The following is a 23,519-nucleotide window of genomic DNA, read 5'->3' on the forward strand; positions in this document are numbered from 1 at the left end:
AGTCGAGAGTACCGCACCACTTTTTTCATAAACTAAAATCAATTGTATGAAACACAGGTCATGTAAATTTCCCTATGCGATCTTATTAATGTTGGCAGTGTTCTTTGCCGCCTGTTCCAAGGATGGAAGCCAGGGCCCCGCCGGTCCTGCCGGTCCTGCAGGCCCCGCTGGTCCCGCTGGCCCAACAGGTCCCGGAGGTACCGCCAATGTAATATACTCCTCCTGGCTCGATGTTAAATACGAAACCAATCAGGACTCCGTTACCTGGGTGGCTAGTATCAATGTACCCAAACTCGACCAGGCAATACTTACCACCGGCGATGTAAAGGTGTATGTTAACCTCAGTGGCGCTACCACCCCTCGCATTATCTCATTGCCCTACTTCGATGGAGACCTGATCATCAATGTTACCTCCTCCGAAAAGAAGATACAACTGGTTAGCAACGGCAATGTAGGTACAGCTACCAACGCCTCCGGTGTTAAAATACAACAGGTAAGATACGTCCTCATCCCCGGTGGCACCACCGCCAGAACAACAAATGGCAACGTAGTGAACTGGAAAGACTACGATCAGGTGAAAACATACATGGGTTGGAACGACTAAAATATTAATCACCCGGCCGGGGGCAGTCGAAATTACTGTAAGCCGGGATAACTTACTAATAGCCCCCCGAATAGCAAAAAAAGGCCGCTTTGTTTAGAGCAGCCCTAACTTTTGAAACTGGCAATTACCTATAAAAGGGTATCATATTTTTTAATCATTACAGTTTGTTGCAGCATCTATGAACAGATATCGTGATTTGCAGGACGAAGAATTGATCCGGTTATACATCGCCGGCAATAACAGTGCCTTTTCCACCCTCGTACATAGGCACAAAAAAAGAATCTTCACCACCATCATGCTCCTGGTTAAAGACAGGTGCCTGGCTGAAGATATCTTTCAGGAAGTGTTCATTAAAATCATAAATGCCCTGAAAGATGGCCACTATACTGACAACCAGCGCTTCATCGCCTGGGCAGCAAGGATCGCACACAACTGCTGTATCAGCCATTTCAGAAAGACAAACGTCCGCCCCGCAGTAATACTGGGATACCGCGACGAGATCTGCGAAATGGTATACTACACCGAGCAGAGCGCAGAAAAAAGAATGGTCACCGAAGAAATACAGAAAGAAGTACAGGATATGCTCGACCAGCTGCCAGCCGCCCAACGGGAAGCCCTCATCCTCCGTTATTATGCCGATCTCAGTTATAAAGAAATTGCTCAGGTCGTAAATGTAGGTATCAATACCGCACTAGGCCGTGTAAGATATGCTTTGATGAATCTACGCAAAATGATGGAACAGGAACAACTATGCCAGGAACTGCTCCCTCTGGGAGGATTTTAGATCCTCCCAGGGGTAGAGTCCTGAATAAAGTGGATGCTGCAGCTTATGCTGCCGGCATTCACTTTTTCTCCCGTATCCAAACTGTAATGACACTGTAGTAATACCGTGGAGACAGGTACCGCACCTGCCTCCACGGTATCTTTAATGACCTCCCGTATTCGTACTCCATACCACCACTGCATAATAAGATAAAACAAGATTACCATCATCCTGCAGATAGAGATAAGAGGTAGGATACCCAAAAGTCCCCGAAGTCCAGAACAAGTATCCGTTGATACCGTGCAACCCCAGACTGCCACTCGTATTCAGCCGCGCTTCATATACTCCCAGCCCCGCCGTACGCGTCTCCCATAGTACAGCGCCCGTATCCCGGATATACAGTTTCAAATTGCCGTTAGGCGTAAGTAACAGGATAAACTTCCCGTTCGCAGAAAGTAAGTATTGCGTCAATTGTAATGCCTCTCCGGCATACAGGTAAGGCGTGGCATGCGCACGCCGTCCGCCGTTCCCGGCATAACCGGCCGTACCCGCAGCAACCGGTAGATGAAATGATAGCATACCGGTAAGGAACATCAACAGATAAAGCAAATATTTTTTGTACAGCATATCGTTCTTTTTAACTGCAGGGCAAATAAAACCCACACCTGCAGCGGGTGAAAAAATGAAAGTCAGCAGGGAGGAGATCAACTTTCCGCCGTATTGGTACTCCAGATGATAGTAGTACCATCGTAGATCACAAGGTTGCCAGTGTCCAGCAACTGCAGGAAAGCACCGGGGTACGTGTTGGTGGGTGTAGTGGTAATGATAAGATTGTTGCGGTCCAGCAGCGCCAGCGATCCGTTCGGAGACATCCATATGCGGAAGTACTCCGTATGCCCGCCGGTATTGGTCTGCCAGAGTATACTGCCGTCTAGCTTATAAAGTACCAGGTTACCGTCCGTCTGCATAAAAAGACTGTACCTGCCGTTGGCAGACACCAGATATTGCCCTTGTACTAAAGACTCTCCAGAACTAAGGACAGCGGTATATGGTGCACGTTGCACAGGCTGCTTCACCTGGGCTTGCGTAACAACAGGAGCGAATAAAGACAACATCACAGATAACACTGCCAAATAAAATAAATAGGGGATAGAGCGCATGTCAGAATGATTTAATAGGGTACATAGTTTACAAATGGATAGCAAGCAGGTAGACAACGGTCGGTGGAGATCGTACGGGCATGGTTACAGCTTTTGGAATAATAGGATTGATGATTGAATACCGGCATATACCCGCCGGACAATAAAGATAACAACCTCGCCTTGTCGGAGCGCTACACCAGGCTGGCATTCCAGGCACAGTATGAGGGCTGCCCGATATGCCTTATCTTGCATAGGCAAACAGACCAATATGGAAGAGGCAAGGACACTGATCGCAATGAACCTATTGGCATATGCCGTACAACGGGATGTGTCCCCAGCCACATTATGCGAAAAAGCAGGCGTAGCGCTGACCCAGTTACAAAACGGGAAAAAAGGAGTATTGGACGACCAACAATTTCACCGGCTCTGGACCAGCGCAGCCGCCCTGACAGGCGATGCGTGTTTTGGACTGCATTTCGGCGAGTCACTACAGGTCGCAGCACTGGGTGTAGTCGGCCAGATCATCCAGACCAGCGCCACCGTAGGAGATGCTCTCACCCAAGCCGCCGGTATGACCCACCTGATCACCGACCAGTTCGGCCTGGAGGTCACTCACAACAATACTTCCTTTACCGTCCGGTTCATCCCTCACACTACACATGTCGCTGCCCGGGACCCCGCTTTCCGGCAGATAATGGACTTTTATATGGTCTTCGCCCTACATGAACTGGATGGCCTGACCTTGAAAAAGATCAGACCCCTACATGTAAGTTATCCCCACCTGCCGGCAGCTCACCAGCAGGAATATAACCGCCTGCTCCGCTGCGATAGCATACGCCAAGACAATCAGTATACCATCGTCATGGAAAAATCCTGCTGGTCTGTCCCCATCATTACCGCTAATTACGAACTGCAAGCCGTCCTGCTGAAGAAAGTCAGCGATATGATGGATGCCGGCAATGGTGACCTCAAAACAAGGATACGCAACTTCCTCCTGGCAAACGCCTACCTCGGTATACCCACCTTGGAAGCCATTGCCGCCAACCTCAATACCAGCGCCAGAAGCCTCCAACGCAAACTCAAAGAAGAAGGCAGCAGCTACCAGGAGATCGTCGATGCCGTTCGCAGATCCCTGACCTTACATTATCTCCAGTCCGGAGACTATCCGCTCAAAGAAATATCCTACATGCTGGGCTATAACGAACGAAGCGCCTTCAACCGCGCCTTCAAACGATGGACCGGCGCCACCCCGCTGGACTATAAAAAGAACCAGCAATATAATTCGGTTGTTAATTAAATTTTATATGTTTGTTGCTCGTATTGTTTCGTTAACAGGCTCTCAAATTTTTTTTTTACTACGCAGCATACATGGTAAGTGCCCCTGTACTTTTGAATCGTAGCGCCCCGGGCACTAGACTAACAATAAAATAACCTTTTTACCATGATAATGACTTCTTATGGCAACTGCTATACTTTATCCCACACCATTAGGTCATACAGAACGTAAAGACCTGATTAAAAAGTTATGGATACTGTTCCGCTCAGAAGGCGTACATCACGATATACGCGAATACGCCGTAATGATAGAAGCCCTGCTGGCAGAATACGGAGTATACTTTGAAAAAGCAGACAAATTCAACGCCAGCGAATTGGCTCCTTACGAACATGATGTTAAAAACTGGTTCTATGAAGTAATAAACACAGTCGCTATGTCGGACAATTTCAGGGATTTTTACGCGGCAGCGCAAGGCGCGCTGGACTTCTCCCGCTCTCATAACCCATTCCGCTAGCAATATCACAACACTGCGGCAAATGGTCCATACCCGCCACGCAGTATTATCAGAAACAACATGATGCAGAGAATAACACCCGTCTCTCAATCATCACCTGGCACTTTATCAATACCCTAAAACAGAAAACTGTACTTCAATTAGCAAGCATATGAAGGCGCAAACACAAAGTACAAATCATCTGCAGGATCGCTGGAACGCATTGCCACTGGCAATAGACCACCTGCAAAAAAGCGATAACGCAATAACGGAATCCCAAAACACCGTATCGCACGAATCGCACAATAACCAGGAAGATCGCAACATAACACCCGCGATCCCTTCAGAGAATATCTCAGATCATCAGTAAATGTATAGACATATGGAATTATCAATTGTACAAGCAGTACGCCTGCACCACATCTTGCAGGAAGCCGAGAAGAGCATACTGGAAGAAACGGGACTGCAGGTAGCTGTTGAAGTGAAACGAACCTACACCAGCCTGAGCATCGCAGCAATTGCCGCACAGGTCTGTCTGCAGCTAAATATCCCCATGCAGCTGCTACTGTCCGGTTCCAGGCAATGTGAAGTAAAAGAAGCCAGGCACCTCATCATGTATCTGTGCCGTAAATACATTAAAGGAATCACCCCCGGTGCCATCGGGCGCCAACTCGGAAGAGACCGCACCACCGTACTGCACGCCTGGTCCGTAATAGAAGATCGTATCTACTGCCGCGACGAACAGGTACTCAGAAAATTGGCACTCGCTGAAACAGAAATAGCAGACATGATACATCCCGTCGGTCAAGGCTGAATAACCAACATCCCTTATTTAACAACGAATGCCTGATGTACCGCCCGACGCCTGGCCACACGCCGGGCGTCATTATTTAATCCCCCCCTTGACCAACATCCCGCCTTTTACTAAATTTGTAACCAAAAGGTTGCCTTATATGAACACATTAAGAAGAGACGTTTTCCAGGCCATCGCCGACCCAACAAGACGGGAAATCATTCACCTCCTCGCCGAAAGACCCCTCAACCTCAACGCCGTAGCAGAAAACTTCGATATCAGCCGACCCGCCATATCCAAACATATTAAAATACTCACCCAATGCGGCCTCATTACCATCCGCCAGCAAGGTCGCGAACGCGTCTGCCAGGCCAACCTCGCCCAACTAAAACAAGTGTCCGACTGGGCCAGCCAATACAAAACATTCTGGACCCAAAAACTCGATGCACTCGAAAACTTCCTGACCAAAGAGCAGAAACAGAAAAAGAAACCCTGATCATAAGATCCGCCGCCATTTACGTATATTTAAGATATAATACCCATTCCCATGGCAAAACAACGCGGGCCTATAACCTTCTCCGGAAATCTGTACGACGTCATCGGCTATCGCCGTAATGGCAAATTCTTTGCACGCAGTCGGCCAACCGCTGTTCGGCAAACCCGTGCTACCCGCAAAGCAGCGCAATCCTTCGGCGCCGCCAGCCGTAAAGGTCGCCTCATCCGGCATACACTCTTGCCTTTACTCGACCTCCCCTATGATGGCTCCCTCGTTAATCGCCTCAATAAAGCCCTCATAACAGCAGACCACACTAATACCATCCCCTGCTGCAATGGCAACTCAATAAATACAACTCCCTGCAGAAATTCCTTACCATCCCAGCCTCCTGCAATCTTACTGGGATAATTCATATACCCGCCCAAAAATGGCAGCCACTCGATAATATCTCACACCTGGAAATTAAACTGGTCGCCGTAAAGATGGACCTGTCTACACAAAAAATACTGGCCGTACAAACCTTCCGGCAACTTGCCGACTACGACACACCATTCCCCGGGTTGAACTGGGAACCACAGTTGCCGGACAAAGGCACACTCCTCGTCACCTTGCAAATACGAGCTTGTAAAAACGGACTAATTGCCAACGGAAGACTCCATATTGCCGCAGATATCCTGACAATGGTAACCCCTCTTACAAAACGACGTAGTAAAGTCATCCGGCACAGACAACAATTACAATTACGTCGCCTGTTACCCTTTTCGATACCGCCAGGAAATATTATGTACCGTCCCGTATCGATAGCGCTGCCTGTTTACAAAGAATGACATCCCAAATAAAAAGAATAAAGCAAAATACAAAAACCTGTACCGGCAATCTATAAGACTGTAGGAACGGTTATGCCCATCAATGAAATGATGCCCGCCGAAAGCCTGAAACAGGAGTGTAGAAATACAGATTACACTCCTGTATACCCACAGATATCTTCGTTATTACCACTTTTTTTACCGTATGCAGTACTCGAAATTCCTGTAACCTCCCATTACATCAAGTCCACCTTTAGAGCACTTCCTGCATAATAATCGTATAGTTTTAGTATAGTCACGGGGTACCCAAAACAGTATCTCCTCCTCATTTGCCCATATCCCCGATCCGCCTTACCTTGCACTTGGGTAATATCGCCCGCGTATCGTGAAGCGCCCGTACCATGCCGGTTATTGAAGTATCAGATTATAAAGCACCACGGTGGATGAAAAACCGCCACCTGCTTACCATATATCCTTCTCTCTTCCGGAAGATCAAAGCGGCTGGATATACCCGCGAACGCATGACCACCAGCGACGGCGATTTCGTCGATCTCGATTTCAGCAGGGTAGGAGCCGACCGCATCGTCATCATCCTCCACGGCCTCGAAGGTAACGCCAGTAGAAAATATGTATTGGGTATGGTCAACGTCTTCAACCGCGGCCACTACGATACCGTCTCCATGAATTTCCGCGGCTGCAGCGGCGAACCCAATATGCTCCTGCGTTTCTACCATAGCGGCGACACAGCCGATCTCCACCAGGTCGTGCAATACATCGCCGCCGCCGGCAAATACAAGGCAATCCACATCGTCGGATTCTCCCTGGGGGGAAACGTAACATTGAAATATATAGGAGAACAAAGCCATAACATCCACCCAATGGTGAAGTCCGCTGTCGCAATCTCCGTACCCTGCGACCTGAAAGATAGTTCCATACAACTGGAAAAACCACACAATGTCATCTACATGAAACGGTTCATCCGCGACCTCGGACAAAAACTCCTCCTCAAACAACATCGTTTCCCGGGGCAGATTTCCCTGGATGGATACAATACCGTCAAAACCTTCCGCCAGTTCGACGATCGCTACACCGCACCCCTGCACGGATTCCCCGATGCAGAAGAATATTGGCGGCTGTCCAGCGCTAAACCACACCTGGCACAGATACGCATCCCAACCCTACTCATCAATGCCCTCGACGATCCCTTCCTCGGTCCCGGCTCTTTCCCCTACGAAATAGCCCGCCAAAATCCCCACCTCTTCCTCGAAACACCCCATTACGGCGGACATGTAGGATTCGTCAACTTCCGCGACACCGACTATTGGTCAGAAAAACGCGCTTTCCGCTTTATTCAGGAACAACAATAATATTACCTGGATGTGTTGAGCGGCTTGTTTGCCACGCGCTTTTGTTTATTTTTGCCTGATCTATCACCTCGCTTTTGAGTTTTTTACTGCATGCAGGTACTGCCCAAAAGGGGCTGAAGAAGCGACTAATACACCTCGTTTTGACAGAATATAGCTTTTCAGACCATATAAAGGAATTCACCAAAAAAGAGCACCAGGAACTGGAAAAAGAACTGGTCATACAGATTAAAAGTATTCGGAATATCGATGAATACATCCAGCTACTAGGCCTGTTCTATCATTACTACACACCCATAGAACAACTGCTGGAAAAATGGCTGGCCAACGACGAGCGGATACCCGACTATGCCCAACGCCGCAAATCCGCCGCCATACTCAACGATATCAACGCCTGCGGATACACCCTGCCGGTAATAGGCCACTCACCACCCATCCCCGCCATCGATAGCTTCGCTGCGGCCATCGGCGCAGCATACGTCATGGAAGGCTCTACATTGGGAGGTACGATTATTGCAAAGATGATCAGCACACAACTGGATATACCAGCAACAAAAGGCTTCTCCTTCTTCAACGGTTATGGCGACGCCACCAGGGCCATGTGGGAACGCTTCCGCGCTTACCTCAACGCGCTGGCCACCACTACAGAACAGGAAAACGCTGCTGCAACAGCCAGAAACACTTTTGTTAACTTTAAGATTTGGGCTAACTCATATGGACCAGTTTTCAAAATATGACTCCGCTTTCTGCGGTAACATCCCCATCCATATCATCAACACCGTGCAGGAATATGGCGCACTAGTAGTATTGGATAGGCCCGCATTACATATCCGGCAAGTCAGCGAAAACGTCAGTAGTATTTTTGGGAAAGATGTTAAGGAGTTGATAAATAAATCATTACAGGAGTTAATCCGCCCGGAAGATAATGACCTGCTTATCAGCATCATAGACAAAAATGACAGCGAAGAACAGATCCTCATCTGGCAACTCAATAACAACCGCCACTACGTCAACATCCACGTAAAAGAAAATATGGTGCTGGCAGAGATCAACCTGCAACCGCTTAAAGCAGGCCAACAGGACACATTCACCAGCCAGTACCAGGATATAAGATCCTCCATCGCAGCCATCGAAAAGGCAGAAGACCTCTCCGCCGCCTGCGAGATAGCCGCCCGCGAACTCAAACGCATCAGCGGATTCGATAAAGTAATGATCTATGCTTTCGATAAAGACTGGAACGGAAACGTCCTCGCCGAAGCCATGGAACCCGATATGGAATCATATATCGGTTTCACATTCCCCGCGTCCGATATCCCCAAACCAGCCAGAGACCTCTATCTCCGGAACGCATACCGATTCATCCCCGACAGGGAGTTCAAACCCATGAAACTATACCCTGTCATCAATCCCATCTCAGGATCCTTCCTCGATATGTCCACCTGCAACGTCAGAGCCGTCGCAGCCGTCCATATCGAATACCTGAAAAACATGCACGTCATGGCCAGCATGTCCGTACGCATCATCCGCGATAACGCCCTCTGGGGGCTCATCGCCTGCCACCATAAAACAGCCCGCCAGGTCGATCAGCAACTGTGCGCAGTCCTGGAACTCCTGTCCTCTGTAATATCTTCCAAGATCAGCTCGCTCGAACATGGCGCCTATCACAATGTCAACACTCGGCTGAAATCAGTATATACCGAACTCATGGAAAGCATCTACCAGGGCGGACGCCTCGAAGATAGCCTCCTGGCCGATGGCGCCGGCGTCAGAACACTACTCGGTGCCTCCGGCGTCGCCATCACCTATCGCAAAAAATTAATCACCGCCGGCGAAATGCCCGACAAACAAACCATCGAAGACCTCATCCTCTGGCTACACCTCAAACAATTACGGAAAGTATTCTCCACCGATGCACTACCTTCCGTTTTCGACCTGGACGAAAAATTCAGAGAAATAGCCAGCGGACTACTTGTCATACCCATACACAGCGCCCAGGATGAATATATCATCGTTTTCCGGCCCGAATATATCCGCACCACCAACTGGGGAGGAAACCCCGAAGAAAGGATACGGTTCGAAGAAAACCAACAAATATACCATCCCAGACACTCATTCAAACTATGGCAGGAACAGGTAAGAGGATACTCCAAACCCTGGCTGCAAGACGAAATATTGATCGCAGAAAATTTACGCAGCTTTATCTTCGAACTATTGTCACCCGATAGATAGCTGCCTGTTAAACCGGATATATGAAACGAATGCAGCAACATTACGTAGTAGCCCTCGGAGCATCAGCAGGAGGCCTGGAAGCTATCCAGGAATTCTTCGACCACATGCCCCGCACAGCAAACCTGTCCTTCGTCATCATACAACACCTCTCCCCGGACTTTAAAAGCCTGCTCGTAGAACTCGTCGGCAGACATACCCACATGAAAGTAGTCGAAGCCGCCCACCAACATCCCGTGGCCAAAAACTGCATTTATGTAATACCCAATAATAAATTGATCCGCATCCAGCGCAATAAACTGGTGCTCGCCGATAAATCAGCAGAAAAAGTACCCAACAATGCCATCGATGTCTTCCTCCACTCCCTCGCAATGGACAAAAAGGAAAAAGCCATCGCCGTCATCCTCTCCGGTACCGGCACCGATGGCACCAAAGGCATCGTCACCGTCAAAGAACAGGGAGGAATGGTACTCGTACAGGAACCCAGAACCGCCAAATTCGATGGAATGCCCAACAGCGCCATCCAATCCGGATACGTCGACTTGGTCGCCCCTTCCTCCAACTTGCCATCCGCCATCCTTCAATACATACAACAAATAGATAGGACCATAGACGAACATATCAACATAGACGAAAAAATACTGACCAAAGTATTTGACCTCATCCGCCAATACGCTGGCCAGGAATTCTACTACTATAAAACACCTACCGTACTACGACGCATCAGCCGCCGTATGATACAGGGCGACTTCTCCGATCCGAAAACATATGTAGAACACCTCGAATCAAATCCCGAAGAGTGTAAAGAACTGGCTCGCGACTTCCTCATCAACGTCACCCGCTTCTTTCGCGACCCGGAAGCATTCGATATCATCAAAGAACAAGTACTGAGAGAAGTAATCGCCAACAAAGAACCAGAAGAACAGATCAAAATATGGGTCGCCGCCTGCAGCACCGGCGAAGAAGCATACTCCATCGCCATCGCCGTCGATGAAATGCTCGAAGAAATGGACCACCAGCGCGAAGTCAAAATATTCGCAACAGATATCGAAGCCTCTAACCTCGAGATCGCAATGACAGGTACCTACCCACAGGGTATCGAACGCGATGTCTCCGAAGAAAGACGCAACAAATACTTCTCCCGAAAAGGACGAACATACACCATCATCCCCCGCTTGCGGAAACAGATCGTATTCGCCCGCCACGATATCATCAAAGACCCGCCGTTCATAAAGAACGACCTCGTCAGCTGCCGGAACATGCTCATATACATGAATGCCGTACTGCAAGAACGCATATACGCCACCCTCCAGTTCTCCGTCAACAAACAAGGATTCCTGTTCCTCGGCCCAAGCGAAAATCCAACCTTCCTCAAAGGTTCCATGCAGCAGATCAATGCCAAATGGAAAATATTCCGCAAACTGGCCGATGGCAAAGCACGCCTCTATATGGGCAACAGCTTTACCACACCGTCCAAACACACCCGCGAAACCGAAACAGTACTCACCACCACCCGCAACTTCGAAAGCAAAAGCCAGCGAGCCCTCTGGGACGACCTCAGAGATACCCTCACCGAAGACCTCGGAATGCTGGCACTCTATATAGACCGTAACTTCGAGATCAGAGAAACATTGGGCAACTATGACCAGCTACTGTCATTACCCAAAAAAAATCTCAACCTCAGCCTACTACGAATGCTGCCACCAGAACTCTCCGTCATCTTTAACAAAGAAATCCGGAAAGCCTGGAAACAACAGGAGAAAATTACCCTCCGCAATATCATCTTCGGAAAAGATGGCCACCAGCAAAGCATACACGTCGTCATCAACCCCGATGCCCGCAAAAACGAACAGGAATATACCCTCGTCGTTATCAGCAAAAACGGCGCCGCCACCGTCGAAAAAAATATCATCGCTACCACCGCCGCCAACAACGAAGAGATAGATGGAGACTACCTGCAAAGCCTCGAAGCAGAACTCGCAGAAGTAAGAGGTAACCTCCAGATCGCCATCGAAGACCTGGAAACAGCCAACGAAGAACTGCAAAGCTCCAACGAAGAACTACTCTCTTCCAATGAAGAACTGCAAAGCTCCAACGAAGAGCTCCAGTCCCTCAACGAAGAACTGTATACCCTCAATACCGAACACCAGCTCAAAATAAAAGAACTGGTAGAACTCAACGATGACCTGAACAACTACTTCAGAAGCACAGACATCGCGCAGATATTCCTCGACGAACAACTCAATATCCGCAAGTTCAACCCGGCCTCCGTACGCATGATCAATTTCATCGAAAGTGACCTCGGCAGACCCATCACACACATCTCCAATAATATCCGGTACGATCACCTCGTTCAGGATATAGAACAGGTACAACGCTCCCGCTCCGTCATCGAAAAAGAAGTACAACAGTATCAGGGACAAAACCTCCTGATGCGCATCATGCCGTACCTCACCAAAAACGGCAGGTCAAGTGGCGTGATCATCACCTTCGTAGATATCTCTACCATCACCAATCTCAATAATATTATCCGCAGCGTGTTCAACGCCAGCCGCGGTGCCATTATCGCCATGCGCCCCCTGACCGAAGACAATGGACGTATCCAGGACTTCCTAATCATCACCGGCAACAAAGCCATGCAGGATATATTCGTAGAAGGTGAATACCCGCTGGCCGGCAAAACGCTCCGGAATACCGTACCCTTACTGGCTACACCGGAACTCCTGGAAGAATATTACGCCGTCATAAAAGAAAATGAACCTATCAATAAAGACATCTATATCGCAGAAAAAAATAGCTGGTTCGAACTCATCGCCGTCCGTATGCCCGATGGCCTCGTCGCCACCTTCACCGATATCACAGATAAAAAGAACGCAGATCAACGCATCCGCAAAAGCTATAGCGAACTCAACGAGGTAAAAGAAAACCTCAAAAAACTCAACGCCGAACTCGAAAATATCGTCCGCAACCGCACCAGAGAACTGTCATTCAGTGAAGAAAGATTCCGCCTCGTCGCCCGGGCCACCAACGACACCCTCTGGGACTGGGACCTCGCCAACAACACCGTCTGGTGGAGCGACTCCTTCGCCAAAATGTTCGGCTACCACCAACAGGATATGAGCCGCAACGAATGGGCAGAAAGATTACACCCCGGCGACCGCCGGCAGGTACTCGATAGTATCCACGCAGCTATCAATGATAGCAATCACCAATGGAGCCGGGAATACCGCTGGAGAAAAGCCGATGGCGTTTACGCCAATATACTCGACCGCGGATATATCCTGCATAACGAATTCGGCGTACCCTATCGCATGCTCGGCTCCATGCTCGACCTGACCGCCCTCAAACAAGCCGAAAAAGCCATCGCCAGCAACATCGCCGAAAAGAAATTCCTGGCCGAATCAATGCCCCTCATCGTATGGACCGCCAACGAAGAAGGTAACGTTGACTTCGTCAACCGCCAGTTCGAATACTATACCGGCATGCAACACGATGAAGCCCTCGGAACCGGCTGGCAACAAACCATACACCCCGGCGATCTGCCCTTGCTCCTCCGCACCTGGAAAGCCGCCGCACAAAGCCAACAAGACTTTAACTGCGATATCCGCATGCGCATCTCCAGTAGAGATTACCGCTGGAACCGCCTCAGCGCCAAAGCACGAAAAGACGACAAAGGACACCTCATCAGCTGGGTCATCACCAACCTCGACGTACACGACCAACGCGTCATGAACGCCGTACTGGAAGAAAAAGTAGAAGAAAGGACCCGCCAGCTCCAACAAACCAATCGCGAACTGGAATCCAGCAACTACGACCTCCAGCTCTTCGCATCCGTCGCTTCCCACGACCTCCAAGAACCCTTGCGCAAGATCCACATGTTCTCTAAAATGGTCAAAGATCGACATGCCAAAGACCTCTCCGAAGATGCCCTCGTATACCTCCATAAAATCATGCAGTCCGCCAACCGCATGAAATCACTGGTCATTAACATCCTCGACTTCTCCAAACTCTCCGCCGCTCACGCCGGCGGATTCGAAAAAACCGATATCGCAGAAGTCCTCCAGGAAGTATGCGAAGACTTCGAAGTCATCATAAAAGAGAAAAAAGCCACCTTTGTTGTGGAAAATATTCCACAAATATCGGCCAACAGATCTCAGATCAAACAGGTATTCCAAAACCTCATCGCTAACTCCCTGAAGTTTACCCGCACCGATACCGAACCCGTCATTCATATACGAGCATGGCGGGTTTCAGCTCCCTCATTCGATGCCCCCCAGACCCCCAATGGCGACTGGTGTTGCATTACCATTCACGATAATGGAATAGGCTTTGATGATCAGTTTAAGACCAAGATTTTTGACCTGTTCCAACGTCTTAACTCAAAGGATAAATTTGAAGGCACCGGAATCGGCCTCGCTATTATCAAAAAAATAGTCGAGAAACATAACGGATCGATCACCGCAGAAAGTAAAGAAGGAGAAGGAGCTACCTTTAAAATATTGCTACCCTTGGAACAGGATAGTGAAAACAAGTAATACCCATGAGACAAATTAAAAGTATCTTACTGGCAGAAGATGACGAAGATGACCGCATGATATTCCAGGAGATAATTAATAAATTAAAAGAAGAACGCGAAATACAATTCGAAACAGTAGAAAACGGACTCGACCTGGTACAGCTCCTAGAAGACCGCTCGCAACAGGCACTACCGAGCCTTATTATACTCGATCAGAACATGCCTAAAATGAACGGCCAGCAAACCCTGGCAGCATTAAAAGGCGATCAGCGATACCTGCACATACCCGTAGTCATATACTCTACACACAACGATAGCCGCCTCGCTGATGAATGCATCCGCATAGGGGCCGAACAGATTATTACCAAACCCGATTCCTTCGACGGCTTCAGCGACATGATCGTACAACTCGCCGCTACCTACCTGCCAGCCTGATCTCAATAGATCAGGATTTCATACCCGCAAACACAGAATGCAAGAAATTATCCCTATCTTTAGTTAGTACAAATAACCACCCAAAAAGAACCCCGGTTTAACCATTATTTAGATTGTCATAATACACTTTAACTATGAATCCTTTGACTGCATCTGTAAAGAAGATCTATGTATACCTCTTTGCCAGAAAAGCCTTCTATAACGTTAATCTCTACCTCTATAAACTCAGCATGAGAGGACTCGGCATCCTCAATTATGAAAACGAGACCGTAAGCGGAGAAAAAGCATTCGTCAAACAAATGGTCGCCGGCGGAAAATTAATGTCAGGAGTAGTACTGGACATCGGCGCCAACCACGGCAACTACGCCGCCATGCTAAGAAAACTGAAAGTTAAACTGCCCATCTTCGCCTTCGAACCCCACCCGGCCGCTTTCGCAAAACTCGAACAAACCGCCGCCGAATACGACTTCACCGCCATTCAGCAAGGTGCAAGCAACGAAACCACCACCGCACTCATATACGACTATGCCGGCGGAGAAGGCTCCGAACACGCCAGCATGTACAAAGAAGTCATCGCCGGATTCCGCAACAGCGCAGTAGATGAAGTACATATCTCCCTCACCACCATCGACGAATTTGTAGAAACAAACCACATCTCCAGGATAGCACTCCTTAAAATAGATACAGAAGGAAATGAATTGAATGTGTTGAAAGGTGCCCGGCAAACCATCGCCGCAGGCCTTATCGATGCAGTACAGGTAGAATTCAACGAAATGAACGTCATCGCACGCACATTCCTGAAAGATATCATCACCGCCCTTCCCGGATACGACTTCTACCGCCTCCTCCCCAATGGCCTGCTCCCCCTGGGTAAATACGTAGCCGCTAACCTCGAAATATTCGCCTTCCAGAATATAGTAGCTCTCCGCAAAAAAGATCAGTAAGCATTCCGGTCCCCCTTGATCATATTCATCACCGTCTGGAATAATATCTGGCAATCCAGCCAGAAACTATAATTCTCTATATACCACAAATCAAGGTTCACCCGCTTCTGCATCTGACCCGACTGTCGCGTTTCCCCACGGCAACCATTCACCTGCGCCCACCCCGTAATACCAGGCTTCACCAAATGACGCAACATGTAATGCTGTATCGTATCCTTCGACTCCACATGCAACGGTATCGGATGCGGACGAGGCCCCACCACCGACATATCCCCCAACAATACATTGATGAACTGCGGTAACTCATCCAGGTTCGTACGCCGCAAAAAACGCCCCACCGCCGTAGTCCGCGGATCATGACGAGTAGCCTGCATATACTGCCCATTACCATCTACATCCCCCGACGTCTGCCGCATAGAACGAAACTTATAACAACGGATCTTCCGGTTCTTTAACCCCCAGCGCGGCTGCACAAAAAAAACAGGCCCCGGAGAAGATAACTTGATCGCCAACGCTATTATAGGAAACAACCAGATAAACACCGTAACAAACAACAACGCCGAAAAACAAATATCAAAGGTCCGCTTGAACCGCTGCTTCGTCTCATCATCCAACGGCGAGGTCCGGATCGTTAATATCGGAAACGTACCAAACAAATTCATACTCACCGTAGGCGTACAAAAACGATAACAGTCCGCAATAATACGCACCCGCTTCGCCTCCCGCTCACTCGCCACGATCACCTTCTCCGTCTGCTCTGCATACCCGCCCGGCAACGCCACCACCACATCGTCAATCTCATGCTCCTCCAGTATACGATGAAGATCAGACAGCTTTCCCAGGTACTGACCGTTCAAATGAGATTGTGCCTGATCATCCACAAACCCAACACAACGATACCCGAAATGATCATTGTTAGCAATCGTCCGGTGAAAACCCATCCCCGTCTCGCCTGCACCTACTATCAGGATGTTACGGATATTATGCCCGTGCGCCCGCAACCGCAATAAAAGCTGCTTGACAAAAAAACGAACCGTCGTCATAAACACAAAAAGTAAACCACTATACAACAACGTAAATGTTCGCGGATAAGGATAAAATTTAAAGACATAGAAAAAAAGAAAAGTCAATATACAAGTATGCAACAACACCGTCTTTAATATCGACACAAACTCAAAAGAAAAAGAACGCGTCCTGAAATCTTCATACAACTGTACCGACAATCCCGTCAGCGTCCACGAACAAATACTGATACAAAGCACTAACAGGTTAAGATCAGAAAAAAATACATCGCCTTTGGCCGCAATATACCTGCGGGTAAAGAAAAAGGCGACAAGCAGCACCGCATAATCGATCATCTGCTTAATGGGAAGATTCGCATGGATGTTACTCTTCATAAATACCCACTTTATCGGATGAACGGATTGACCAGCCTTACCTGCTGGCCCGTATTAATAGGATCACTCACATCCCCTAGTTCAATAAAGCCTTTTTAAACACATGCAGGAACCGGTCCTGTATCCGGCTGATATTAAAATGTGTTTCCGCATACGCACGCCCGTTTTGTCCCAATATCTGCCGCAAAGGCGCATCCGCCAACAATCGCTCTATATGCCTGCAAAACGCCGTAGCATCATCCGGCGGTACACAATAACCCGCATTGTTACGCTGTACAATACTGGCACTCAGATTGGCAGGTGGCATCGCCAATACAATAGGCTTCTGCGCACACAGATAGGTCAATACCTTCGACGGCACAGAATAAGTACCCGCATCTTTCTCCAATATCGCCATCAATATATCAGCCGTCGCCAATACCTGACTCATCTGCCGGAAATCCTGGAAGGGAAGTATCTGCAGGTTATCCAGCTGCCGCTTCTCCTTTTCCGCCTCCAAGTAACTGGCCCCCAACCCCTCCGATATCACGATAAACTGCACATCAGCACGCTCCCTGAAATATTCCGCCGCCGATGCTATGATCGAAGGATTATGCTTTAATCCAAGCGTCCCCGAATACACCACGCAGATCTTATCCGTCAGCTGATGCGCCCGCGCCCACTGATTATCCTTCTCCAACAACGATATCTCCGTAATAGGCGCCCAGTTAGGAATACAAGTCACCTTATCCAGGTCCACCTGCCACGATTCGAAGAGCGTATTGAAATCCTCCGTTATACTCACAATATGATCGCTCTTCCGCAATAACCGCCGCTCCAACGACCGGAAATATGCCCAGATCGGCCACCCTAAGATCCCCAACCGCTGCCAGGCTATCTGCCGGATAGCGATCGTATAAATGTCCTGACACCAATAGATGAACTTCACATGATGATCCTTGCAATACCGCTGTACATACTCCTGTACAAATAAGGGCGTAGTACCACTCAATACCACATCCGGTCTGAATTCATCCAACACCGCCGTCAGCTGACGCGCATATTCGATCTCCTGCTGCCGCCGCTTTAACAACGAATACTTCCTAAATTGACCCTTTACCGCAATAGGCAAGATGCGAAGACGCAAATACCCGCTATCCGGCTCTTCAAAATTCCCCTTCGGCGACTGGAAAGAAGTAGAATAGGCATGAAGTACCTCAAAACCATTTTGTGCCAGTTGCCGGCTCAGCTGCAGCGTAAACGCATGCCCCGAATGATCGTTCAATACAATTCTCATAGCTAGGTCTTTATCAAATGACTCGATGAATAACTATTCCCGTTGGTATGTGTGTGCTTACGTTTATACAGCAGATCCATCTGCAGTATCTGTAACTTATCAGATTGAAGGAACCCCACCGGCGCAATAAACTCAAAACCTAACTCCTTCACAAAATGATGCATCTCATCAAATAAAGGCTCCCCCTCATACATATGCACGAACGATGTCTCAAACAATAAGTAATCGATCTGCCGTAACCGGTTCGCAGCACCCTTCAATACCTCCTTCTCATAACCCTGCACATCCAGCTTCAACAACACCGGAGATACTAATGGTAACGCCCCGTTCAGATCATCCAACCGCTTTACAGGTACCTGTATACGATGCGTACTCGCCGTCTGCGGTACCAGGTGCTGCTGCAACTCAGATACCGGTAATGCCGAACTCGCATGGGAATAAGTATTACTGAAGAACTCCAGCTCCCCACTCATACTACCCAATGCAAAATTGTAGGCATGCACCTGCGACACACCCCGCGTATGCTGCTGCAACAAAGCAAAAGTGTCAGGCACCGGCTCAAATGAATACACCTGCGCCTGCGGATAAAAATGTAACGCCGCTAACGTAAACTGACCCTTGTTGGCGCCCACATCCACCACCGTGTTCAACGTCGGGATATAATGCCGGCAATTGTGTAATACCTGTGTAGACGCTACAGAAGCGCCTTTCTTTAATACAGACGAAAAACCGCGGCCCGAACGGATCATCACCTTAAGGGCATCCGCCAGCCTGAAAAAAAAGTTCATGTCGAGAATTTATGGTTCCAGCAATGCTGATAAAATGAGATCGTTGATTGTATACATTTCTCCCAAGAGAATAAAGTAGCCTGCCCTAAGCCCGCCGCTACCACCGCCTGCCGGTAAGCAGCCTGCTCCAGCAACCCGATCTTATCCAGGATGGCCATAGCCGTCATCTCCTCCACCAGCAATCCCGCCGCCCCGGCCACCTCCGGCATCGCCGTAGTACGCCCGCAGATCACCGGACACCCCGCCTTCATCGCCTCCCCGGGAGGAAACCCGAAACCCTCATAAGCAGAAGGATATAATAAACAGAATGCCTGATTATACAACCGGTTCAGATCCGCATTACTCAAAGAAGGAAACAAATGATAACGCCCGTTAGTACGCTCCTGCAACTCCTGGTGCTCCCTGCGCGTCCATAACTCACCACCCACCACTACCAACTCATAATCCTCCGGCAACTGCTCCATCACCTCCAACGCAAGCCCAAAATTTTTATAATGCCGCCTGGCACCCACATACAAAATATATCGCTTGTGTCCTGCCGTAGGTAACAATGTCTCCCGCTGATAGCCACCCACGATCGGATGATAGTCAGCCGTGATACCGTGATGGATCACCCGTATCTTCGCCGGGTCCGTCTGCGGGTAAAAATGTAACAACTCCCGGCGAGTACTCTCCGAAATACAAATAATACCGTCCGCTCGTTTGATACCATATGCCTTCTGCGTCGTATTAGCCAGGCTACGCGGAAAACGACTGGCCAGCCGCCGCTCATGCGCAAAGTCATGCACCGTCAATATATTCACCACATCCCGCTGCGGTGATACCCGCATATACCCGCCATGAAAGACAGCCGCCGAAGGCAACGTATATCGCAATGGCAAATAACGCAGGTACTGCGGCGGTATCCAACTCTCCCTGATACAGTCATAACCACTGTAATCCAACCGCGTCTCAAATACATTACCGGGCCGCAACCGCGCATTCAACAGGCTGATAGCATGACCCGCTCCGCCCATACCCTTCAGCAACTCATACCAATAAGCAGAAACACCTCCAGCCCGCTGGATCGTAAATACTATGTTGTCCAAAAAGATATGCATACCTCAACTGGTTTAGATCCACATATGTAACATCACCGGATTACCAGACAAATAATCTATCCCCTTGATCTTATAATTGTACTCCGGCACCACACCCCTGATCATATCGATCAACCGCCGATAGTCCTGCCCCTTATGATAAGTAGTCACCGCTATCTTTGGCCTGCTCATCCGTATCGTCTCCAGCGCACCTCGTATCATCGGCTCCTCATATCCCTCTATATCCGCCTTGAGATAATCGATCTTTATACCCTTGTCGGCAAACAAACTATCCAACGTCACCACCTCAATAGCAATACTATCTTCATCCGCCGTCGCCCGTACCGTAGCATCCAACGCCGTATGCGCAGCAGGCCGCTGTATATAGGCCTGATGACACGAATCTCCCGCCGCCACAGGTAGTATAGTCACCCGCTCACTTTGCCCGAACTGACGGTGCAACGCATCTATAAACATCGGCAACGGCTCCAGCGCAAAAATCCTCCCCGCCGTATACTGATGCCGGAACGTGAAAAAACCTTCCGCACTACCACAATCCACCACCACATCATCCGCCGATACCGCCGTCTGAGGTATCTCATAATAATGCCAATGCTGAGGCCTCGACTCACTAAGGATCATAGCCAGACTATAATATGGAGCCCCCGCCGGATAAATGAACTCATCCCGGTATCCCCTTATCTCATAATATCTGTACCTATCGTCCTCCCGGACAATAGTCGCCTGCTGCTTCGCCACCGCATGCATATTCGGAGAGAATAAATGAAATAAGAGCTCCCGCAAAGATGTACGACGCCTGACACTACGACTTATCGCATAATAGTAAAGCATGGAAAATCGTTTCCTGCATCCGAACAACAACGCGTTAACTTTTTGCTGTATCATATTTCCTCATTTAACCCCGGTGACGACAACGGCTGTACACCACCAATAACCGCCGTAATGATTAGAAAAAGATCTATCTGGCTGAAAAAAAAGCAAACCCACACTAACGCGAAATACTTCCCGTGAAACGAACTAAGCCCCGCCCGTGTACGCGTCAGCACAAAAAAGAATACCAATAAAGCAAGCCCCCCAAACTCTACCAGGATGAAAAACCATCGCATGTTCAGATTATTACCGCCCACACCCGCCAACCGCAACTCATAATTGAGCTGCCCGAAGAAATAATGAGCAGGAATGAACGTACTGTTCCCCGGACCATAACCCGAAAACAATAAATAGGGCTCGTCCTTCATAAAATCCACCACCGGCAACTCCAAATCCCGTTGCAACGGCATCCCTAAAATGATATTATTCTTCCCCCATATCTCCGTATCATACCGGTATACCGAACGCTTTAACACCAGCTGATACATCATATTGTGCTGATTCGCTGCATATTGCTTGAAGAAATATTCCTTCGACGCCGCCACCCCGACAAATATCAGGATGATAATACCCATAGTACTCACGATCTTCAACCGTACAGGCCGTATCCGCGGTATGACCAGGAAGACAATACCAACAGCCAGCAGGTTAATCCAGAAAGTCTGCGATACCGTCAACACTCCCATGACAAAAGCAACCGCCGCCAGCTTATAGTTCCTGTCCCGCAAAAACAATGGGATACATAACGAAAGAAAAGCACTGTATATCTTGGGCTCAGAAAAAAGCGCCTGTATACGTATGTTGAAAATATCCCTGGACTGATACTGCAGATAACGATGCTGCATACCCAATATCTCCCCCAACTCCACACTCCCGAATACGAACTGACTAATGATCTGCGCCGTAGCGATTATAAAAGACCAACGCGCAATCCGCTTCACCGTAGTACAGAAATCCTCAAACGAATACGCATATATCTCCTCCGCTATCTTTGCCCCGATAGCAAACAAAGGCAGATAGGTCTTCACATAGAAATAGACCGGCCGCAAATAGAAATTGTAAAACTTACCCTGCGGATAATAAAAAGGATCTTTGTAAAGCTGCACGATCAGAAATACCATCAGGCTCGATAACGCCGGAACAATCAGCAACAACAGGTAAGGACGTTTGATATATAACCTGTCGGTGAACAACCGGTGCACCTGGTCCGCAAAAAATCCCATCCCCACAAAAAAAGTAGAAGTGAAAGTAGGACCCACCATAACCATACTATAAGCCTCCGTGGCAAAAGCATACAGGATAGTATCCATCGCCGACAACCGCCCCCGGTAATACATTACCAGCAATACAATGGCGATCACCACGGGCATCAGCTCCCGGAAGGCCTCCACAAAAGGATTATTGCTCAGCAATAAGTTATACGTACTGTCCATAATCTGTCATTGTTCAGGCATGCTGCCCCGCCTTTAATGTCTGCATATCCTTCATTACACGCGATCTCATAAACAACGGAACTAACTGATGTAACCCATAACGGCCACCGCCTATCAGTAAACGGTACCACCATTTGTTGATCTTCTGAGTAGTCAGTAAATGATACCCGCGTAAGGAATACACATGCAACCCATACTTGTCTGCGATATAACGCAATGTCTTCCTCGTATAAAAAGCAATATGCTGCCCATGATCCAACCCATAGTACCACCATTGATCCGGAGCAGGGGCAGGATCAGGTATAAGATGGGTGGAAAAGAAAATGTGTTTGGAAATAGCCAAGATCTTCTCTATCTCCGCAATAGGATGCTCAAAATGCTCAAAGCTCTCAAAAGTCGTTACCAACTCGATCTCATCACCAGCACGATACTCAAAACCCCTGGCCAGTAAATTGTCAGTATAAGGGTCATGACTATAAAAATCAAAACCATAATTACGCATCAACCGCGTAAATAACCCATATCCACCTGCATAATCCAGGTACTTCTTACGGGTACCATACACAAAGAATAATAATACCGCCGCCGAACGTGATGCCAGTATATTCCGCTGTACCAAACCGGTATCGCTCAGATTGATAGAGCGCTGATAAGCCTCTTCCAACCAGTAAGGTCGCTCCGTTTGTACAAACCCGCAACAAGCACACGAATAGTAACGGACCGTATACTTACCCAGGATAGTACCCGAGAAAATATACGATGGCTCACTACCACATATTTTACAAACTTCTCCCATT

Annotated in this window: 24 protein-coding genes; 15 read left to right on the plus strand and 9 right to left on the minus strand. The window is 48.5% G+C overall.

Features of this window, described 5'->3' with window-relative positions; translation table 11 throughout:
• Positions 1-46 precede the first annotated feature (46 nt).
• Both KTO58_RS02895 and KTO58_RS02900 read left to right on the plus strand, forming a co-directional pair.
• On the plus strand, positions 47-604 hold the full coding sequence (locus tag KTO58_RS02895; protein ID WP_157753224.1) for a collagen-like protein: 558 nt from the start codon (positions 47-49) through the stop codon (positions 602-604).
• Positions 605-782: 178 nt separating this feature from the next.
• Entirely contained in the window at positions 783-1,388 is a 606-nt protein-coding gene (locus tag KTO58_RS02900; RefSeq protein WP_095840828.1) for an RNA polymerase sigma factor, read from the plus strand.
• 141 nt (positions 1,389-1,529) lie between these two features.
• On the opposite strand, the gene KTO58_RS02905 is transcribed toward KTO58_RS02900, so the two are convergent.
• Positions 1,530-1,994: a hypothetical protein gene (locus KTO58_RS02905; RefSeq protein ID WP_095840827.1), complete on the minus strand. Its 465-nt coding sequence runs from the start codon at positions 1,992-1,994 to the stop codon at positions 1,530-1,532.
• 77 nt (positions 1,995-2,071) lie between these two features.
• Positions 2,072-2,527 (minus strand): hypothetical protein, encoded by a 456-nt coding sequence (locus tag KTO58_RS02910; RefSeq protein ID WP_095840826.1) that lies wholly within the window; start codon positions 2,525-2,527, stop codon positions 2,072-2,074.
• Between the two features lie 250 nt (positions 2,528-2,777).
• Here KTO58_RS02910 and KTO58_RS02915 point away from each other — a divergent pair, with 250 nt between their 5' ends.
• The 13 genes from KTO58_RS02915 (at position 2,778) to KTO58_RS02975 (ending at position 15,858) form a co-directional block, all read left to right on the plus strand.
• On the plus strand, positions 2,778-3,806 hold the full coding sequence (locus KTO58_RS02915) for an AraC family transcriptional regulator (RefSeq protein WP_095841734.1): 1,029 nt from the start codon (positions 2,778-2,780) through the stop codon (positions 3,804-3,806).
• Positions 3,807-3,966: 160 nt separating this feature from the next.
• A complete protein-coding gene (locus tag KTO58_RS02920) occupies positions 3,967-4,299 on the plus strand; it encodes a hypothetical protein (RefSeq protein WP_095840825.1) in 333 nt (110 codons plus the stop codon).
• A 151-nt stretch (positions 4,300-4,450) separates the two neighbouring features.
• The gene (locus tag KTO58_RS02925; protein WP_095840824.1) at positions 4,451-4,648 is read left to right on the plus strand and encodes a hypothetical protein; all 198 of its coding nucleotides are present in this window, start codon (positions 4,451-4,453) and stop codon (positions 4,646-4,648) included.
• Positions 4,649-4,660: 12 nt separating this feature from the next.
• The gene (locus KTO58_RS02930) at positions 4,661-5,092 is read left to right on the plus strand and encodes a helix-turn-helix domain-containing protein (protein ID WP_198315040.1); all 432 of its coding nucleotides are present in this window, start codon (positions 4,661-4,663) and stop codon (positions 5,090-5,092) included.
• Positions 5,093-5,231: 139 nt separating this feature from the next.
• Positions 5,232-5,567, plus strand: coding sequence for an ArsR/SmtB family transcription factor (locus KTO58_RS02935; protein WP_095841733.1), 336 nt, complete (start codon positions 5,232-5,234; stop codon positions 5,565-5,567).
• A 51-nt stretch (positions 5,568-5,618) separates the two neighbouring features.
• Entirely contained in the window at positions 5,619-5,975 is a 357-nt protein-coding gene (locus tag KTO58_RS02940) for a hypothetical protein (protein WP_095840822.1), read from the plus strand.
• A 74-nt stretch (positions 5,976-6,049) separates the two neighbouring features.
• Positions 6,050-6,394, plus strand: coding sequence for a hypothetical protein (locus KTO58_RS02945; RefSeq protein WP_095840821.1), 345 nt, complete (start codon positions 6,050-6,052; stop codon positions 6,392-6,394).
• Positions 6,395-6,816: 422 nt separating this feature from the next.
• Complete coding sequence (locus tag KTO58_RS02950) at positions 6,817-7,740, plus strand: YheT family hydrolase (RefSeq protein WP_225860027.1); 924 nt, start codon at positions 6,817-6,819, stop codon at positions 7,738-7,740.
• 74 nt (positions 7,741-7,814) lie between these two features.
• Positions 7,815-8,474, plus strand: a complete 660-nt coding sequence (locus KTO58_RS02955) for a biliverdin-producing heme oxygenase (RefSeq protein ID WP_095840820.1) — start codon at positions 7,815-7,817, stop codon at positions 8,472-8,474.
• Positions 8,452-9,966, plus strand: a complete 1,515-nt coding sequence (locus KTO58_RS02960; RefSeq protein ID WP_095840819.1) for a GAF domain-containing protein — start codon at positions 8,452-8,454, stop codon at positions 9,964-9,966. Before KTO58_RS02955 ends, KTO58_RS02960 begins: the two co-directional genes overlap by 23 nt.
• 20 nt (positions 9,967-9,986) lie before the next feature.
• Positions 9,987-14,498, plus strand: coding sequence for a chemotaxis protein CheB (locus KTO58_RS02965; protein WP_225860028.1), 4,512 nt, complete (start codon positions 9,987-9,989; stop codon positions 14,496-14,498).
• Positions 14,499-14,503: 5 nt separating this feature from the next.
• Positions 14,504-14,914: a response regulator gene (locus KTO58_RS02970; protein ID WP_095840817.1), complete on the plus strand. Its 411-nt coding sequence runs from the start codon at positions 14,504-14,506 to the stop codon at positions 14,912-14,914.
• A 134-nt stretch (positions 14,915-15,048) separates the two neighbouring features.
• Positions 15,049-15,858, plus strand: coding sequence for an FkbM family methyltransferase (locus tag KTO58_RS02975; RefSeq protein WP_225860029.1), 810 nt, complete (start codon positions 15,049-15,051; stop codon positions 15,856-15,858).
• On the opposite strand, the gene KTO58_RS02980 is transcribed toward KTO58_RS02975, so the two are convergent.
• The 7 genes from KTO58_RS02980 to KTO58_RS03010 form a co-directional block, all read right to left on the minus strand.
• Positions 15,852-17,255: an undecaprenyl-phosphate glucose phosphotransferase gene (locus KTO58_RS02980; protein WP_095840815.1), complete on the minus strand. Its 1,404-nt coding sequence runs from the start codon at positions 17,253-17,255 to the stop codon at positions 15,852-15,854. The genes KTO58_RS02975 and KTO58_RS02980 overlap by 7 nt on opposite strands.
• Before the next feature lie 76 nt (positions 17,256-17,331).
• Positions 17,332-18,531, minus strand: a complete 1,200-nt coding sequence (locus tag KTO58_RS02985; protein WP_095840814.1) for a glycosyltransferase family 4 protein — start codon at positions 18,529-18,531, stop codon at positions 17,332-17,334.
• Positions 18,532-18,533: 2 nt separating this feature from the next.
• Entirely contained in the window at positions 18,534-19,319 is a 786-nt protein-coding gene (locus tag KTO58_RS02990) for an FkbM family methyltransferase (RefSeq protein ID WP_095840813.1), read from the minus strand.
• Positions 19,316-20,419 carry a glycosyltransferase family 4 protein gene (locus tag KTO58_RS02995; RefSeq protein WP_095840812.1) on the minus strand — a complete coding sequence of 368 codons (1,104 nt, stop codon included), beginning with the start codon at positions 20,417-20,419 and terminating at the stop codon, positions 19,316-19,318. Before KTO58_RS02995 ends, KTO58_RS02990 begins: the two co-directional genes overlap by 4 nt.
• A gap of 12 nt (positions 20,420-20,431) precedes the next feature.
• Complete coding sequence (locus tag KTO58_RS03000) at positions 20,432-21,304, minus strand: FkbM family methyltransferase (RefSeq protein ID WP_095840811.1); 873 nt, start codon at positions 21,302-21,304, stop codon at positions 20,432-20,434.
• On the minus strand, positions 21,301-22,722 hold the full coding sequence (locus KTO58_RS03005; RefSeq protein ID WP_095840810.1) for a hypothetical protein: 1,422 nt from the start codon (positions 22,720-22,722) through the stop codon (positions 21,301-21,303). Before KTO58_RS03005 ends, KTO58_RS03000 begins: the two co-directional genes overlap by 4 nt.
• A 13-nt stretch (positions 22,723-22,735) precedes the next feature.
• A complete protein-coding gene (locus tag KTO58_RS03010) occupies positions 22,736-23,518 on the minus strand; it encodes a class I SAM-dependent methyltransferase (RefSeq protein ID WP_095840809.1) in 783 nt (260 codons plus the stop codon).
• Position 23,519: the final 1 nt, after the last annotated feature.

It is taken from the genome of Chitinophaga pendula, assembly GCF_020386615.1.
Lineage (GTDB): Bacteria > Bacteroidota > Bacteroidia > Chitinophagales > Chitinophagaceae > Chitinophaga > Chitinophaga pendula.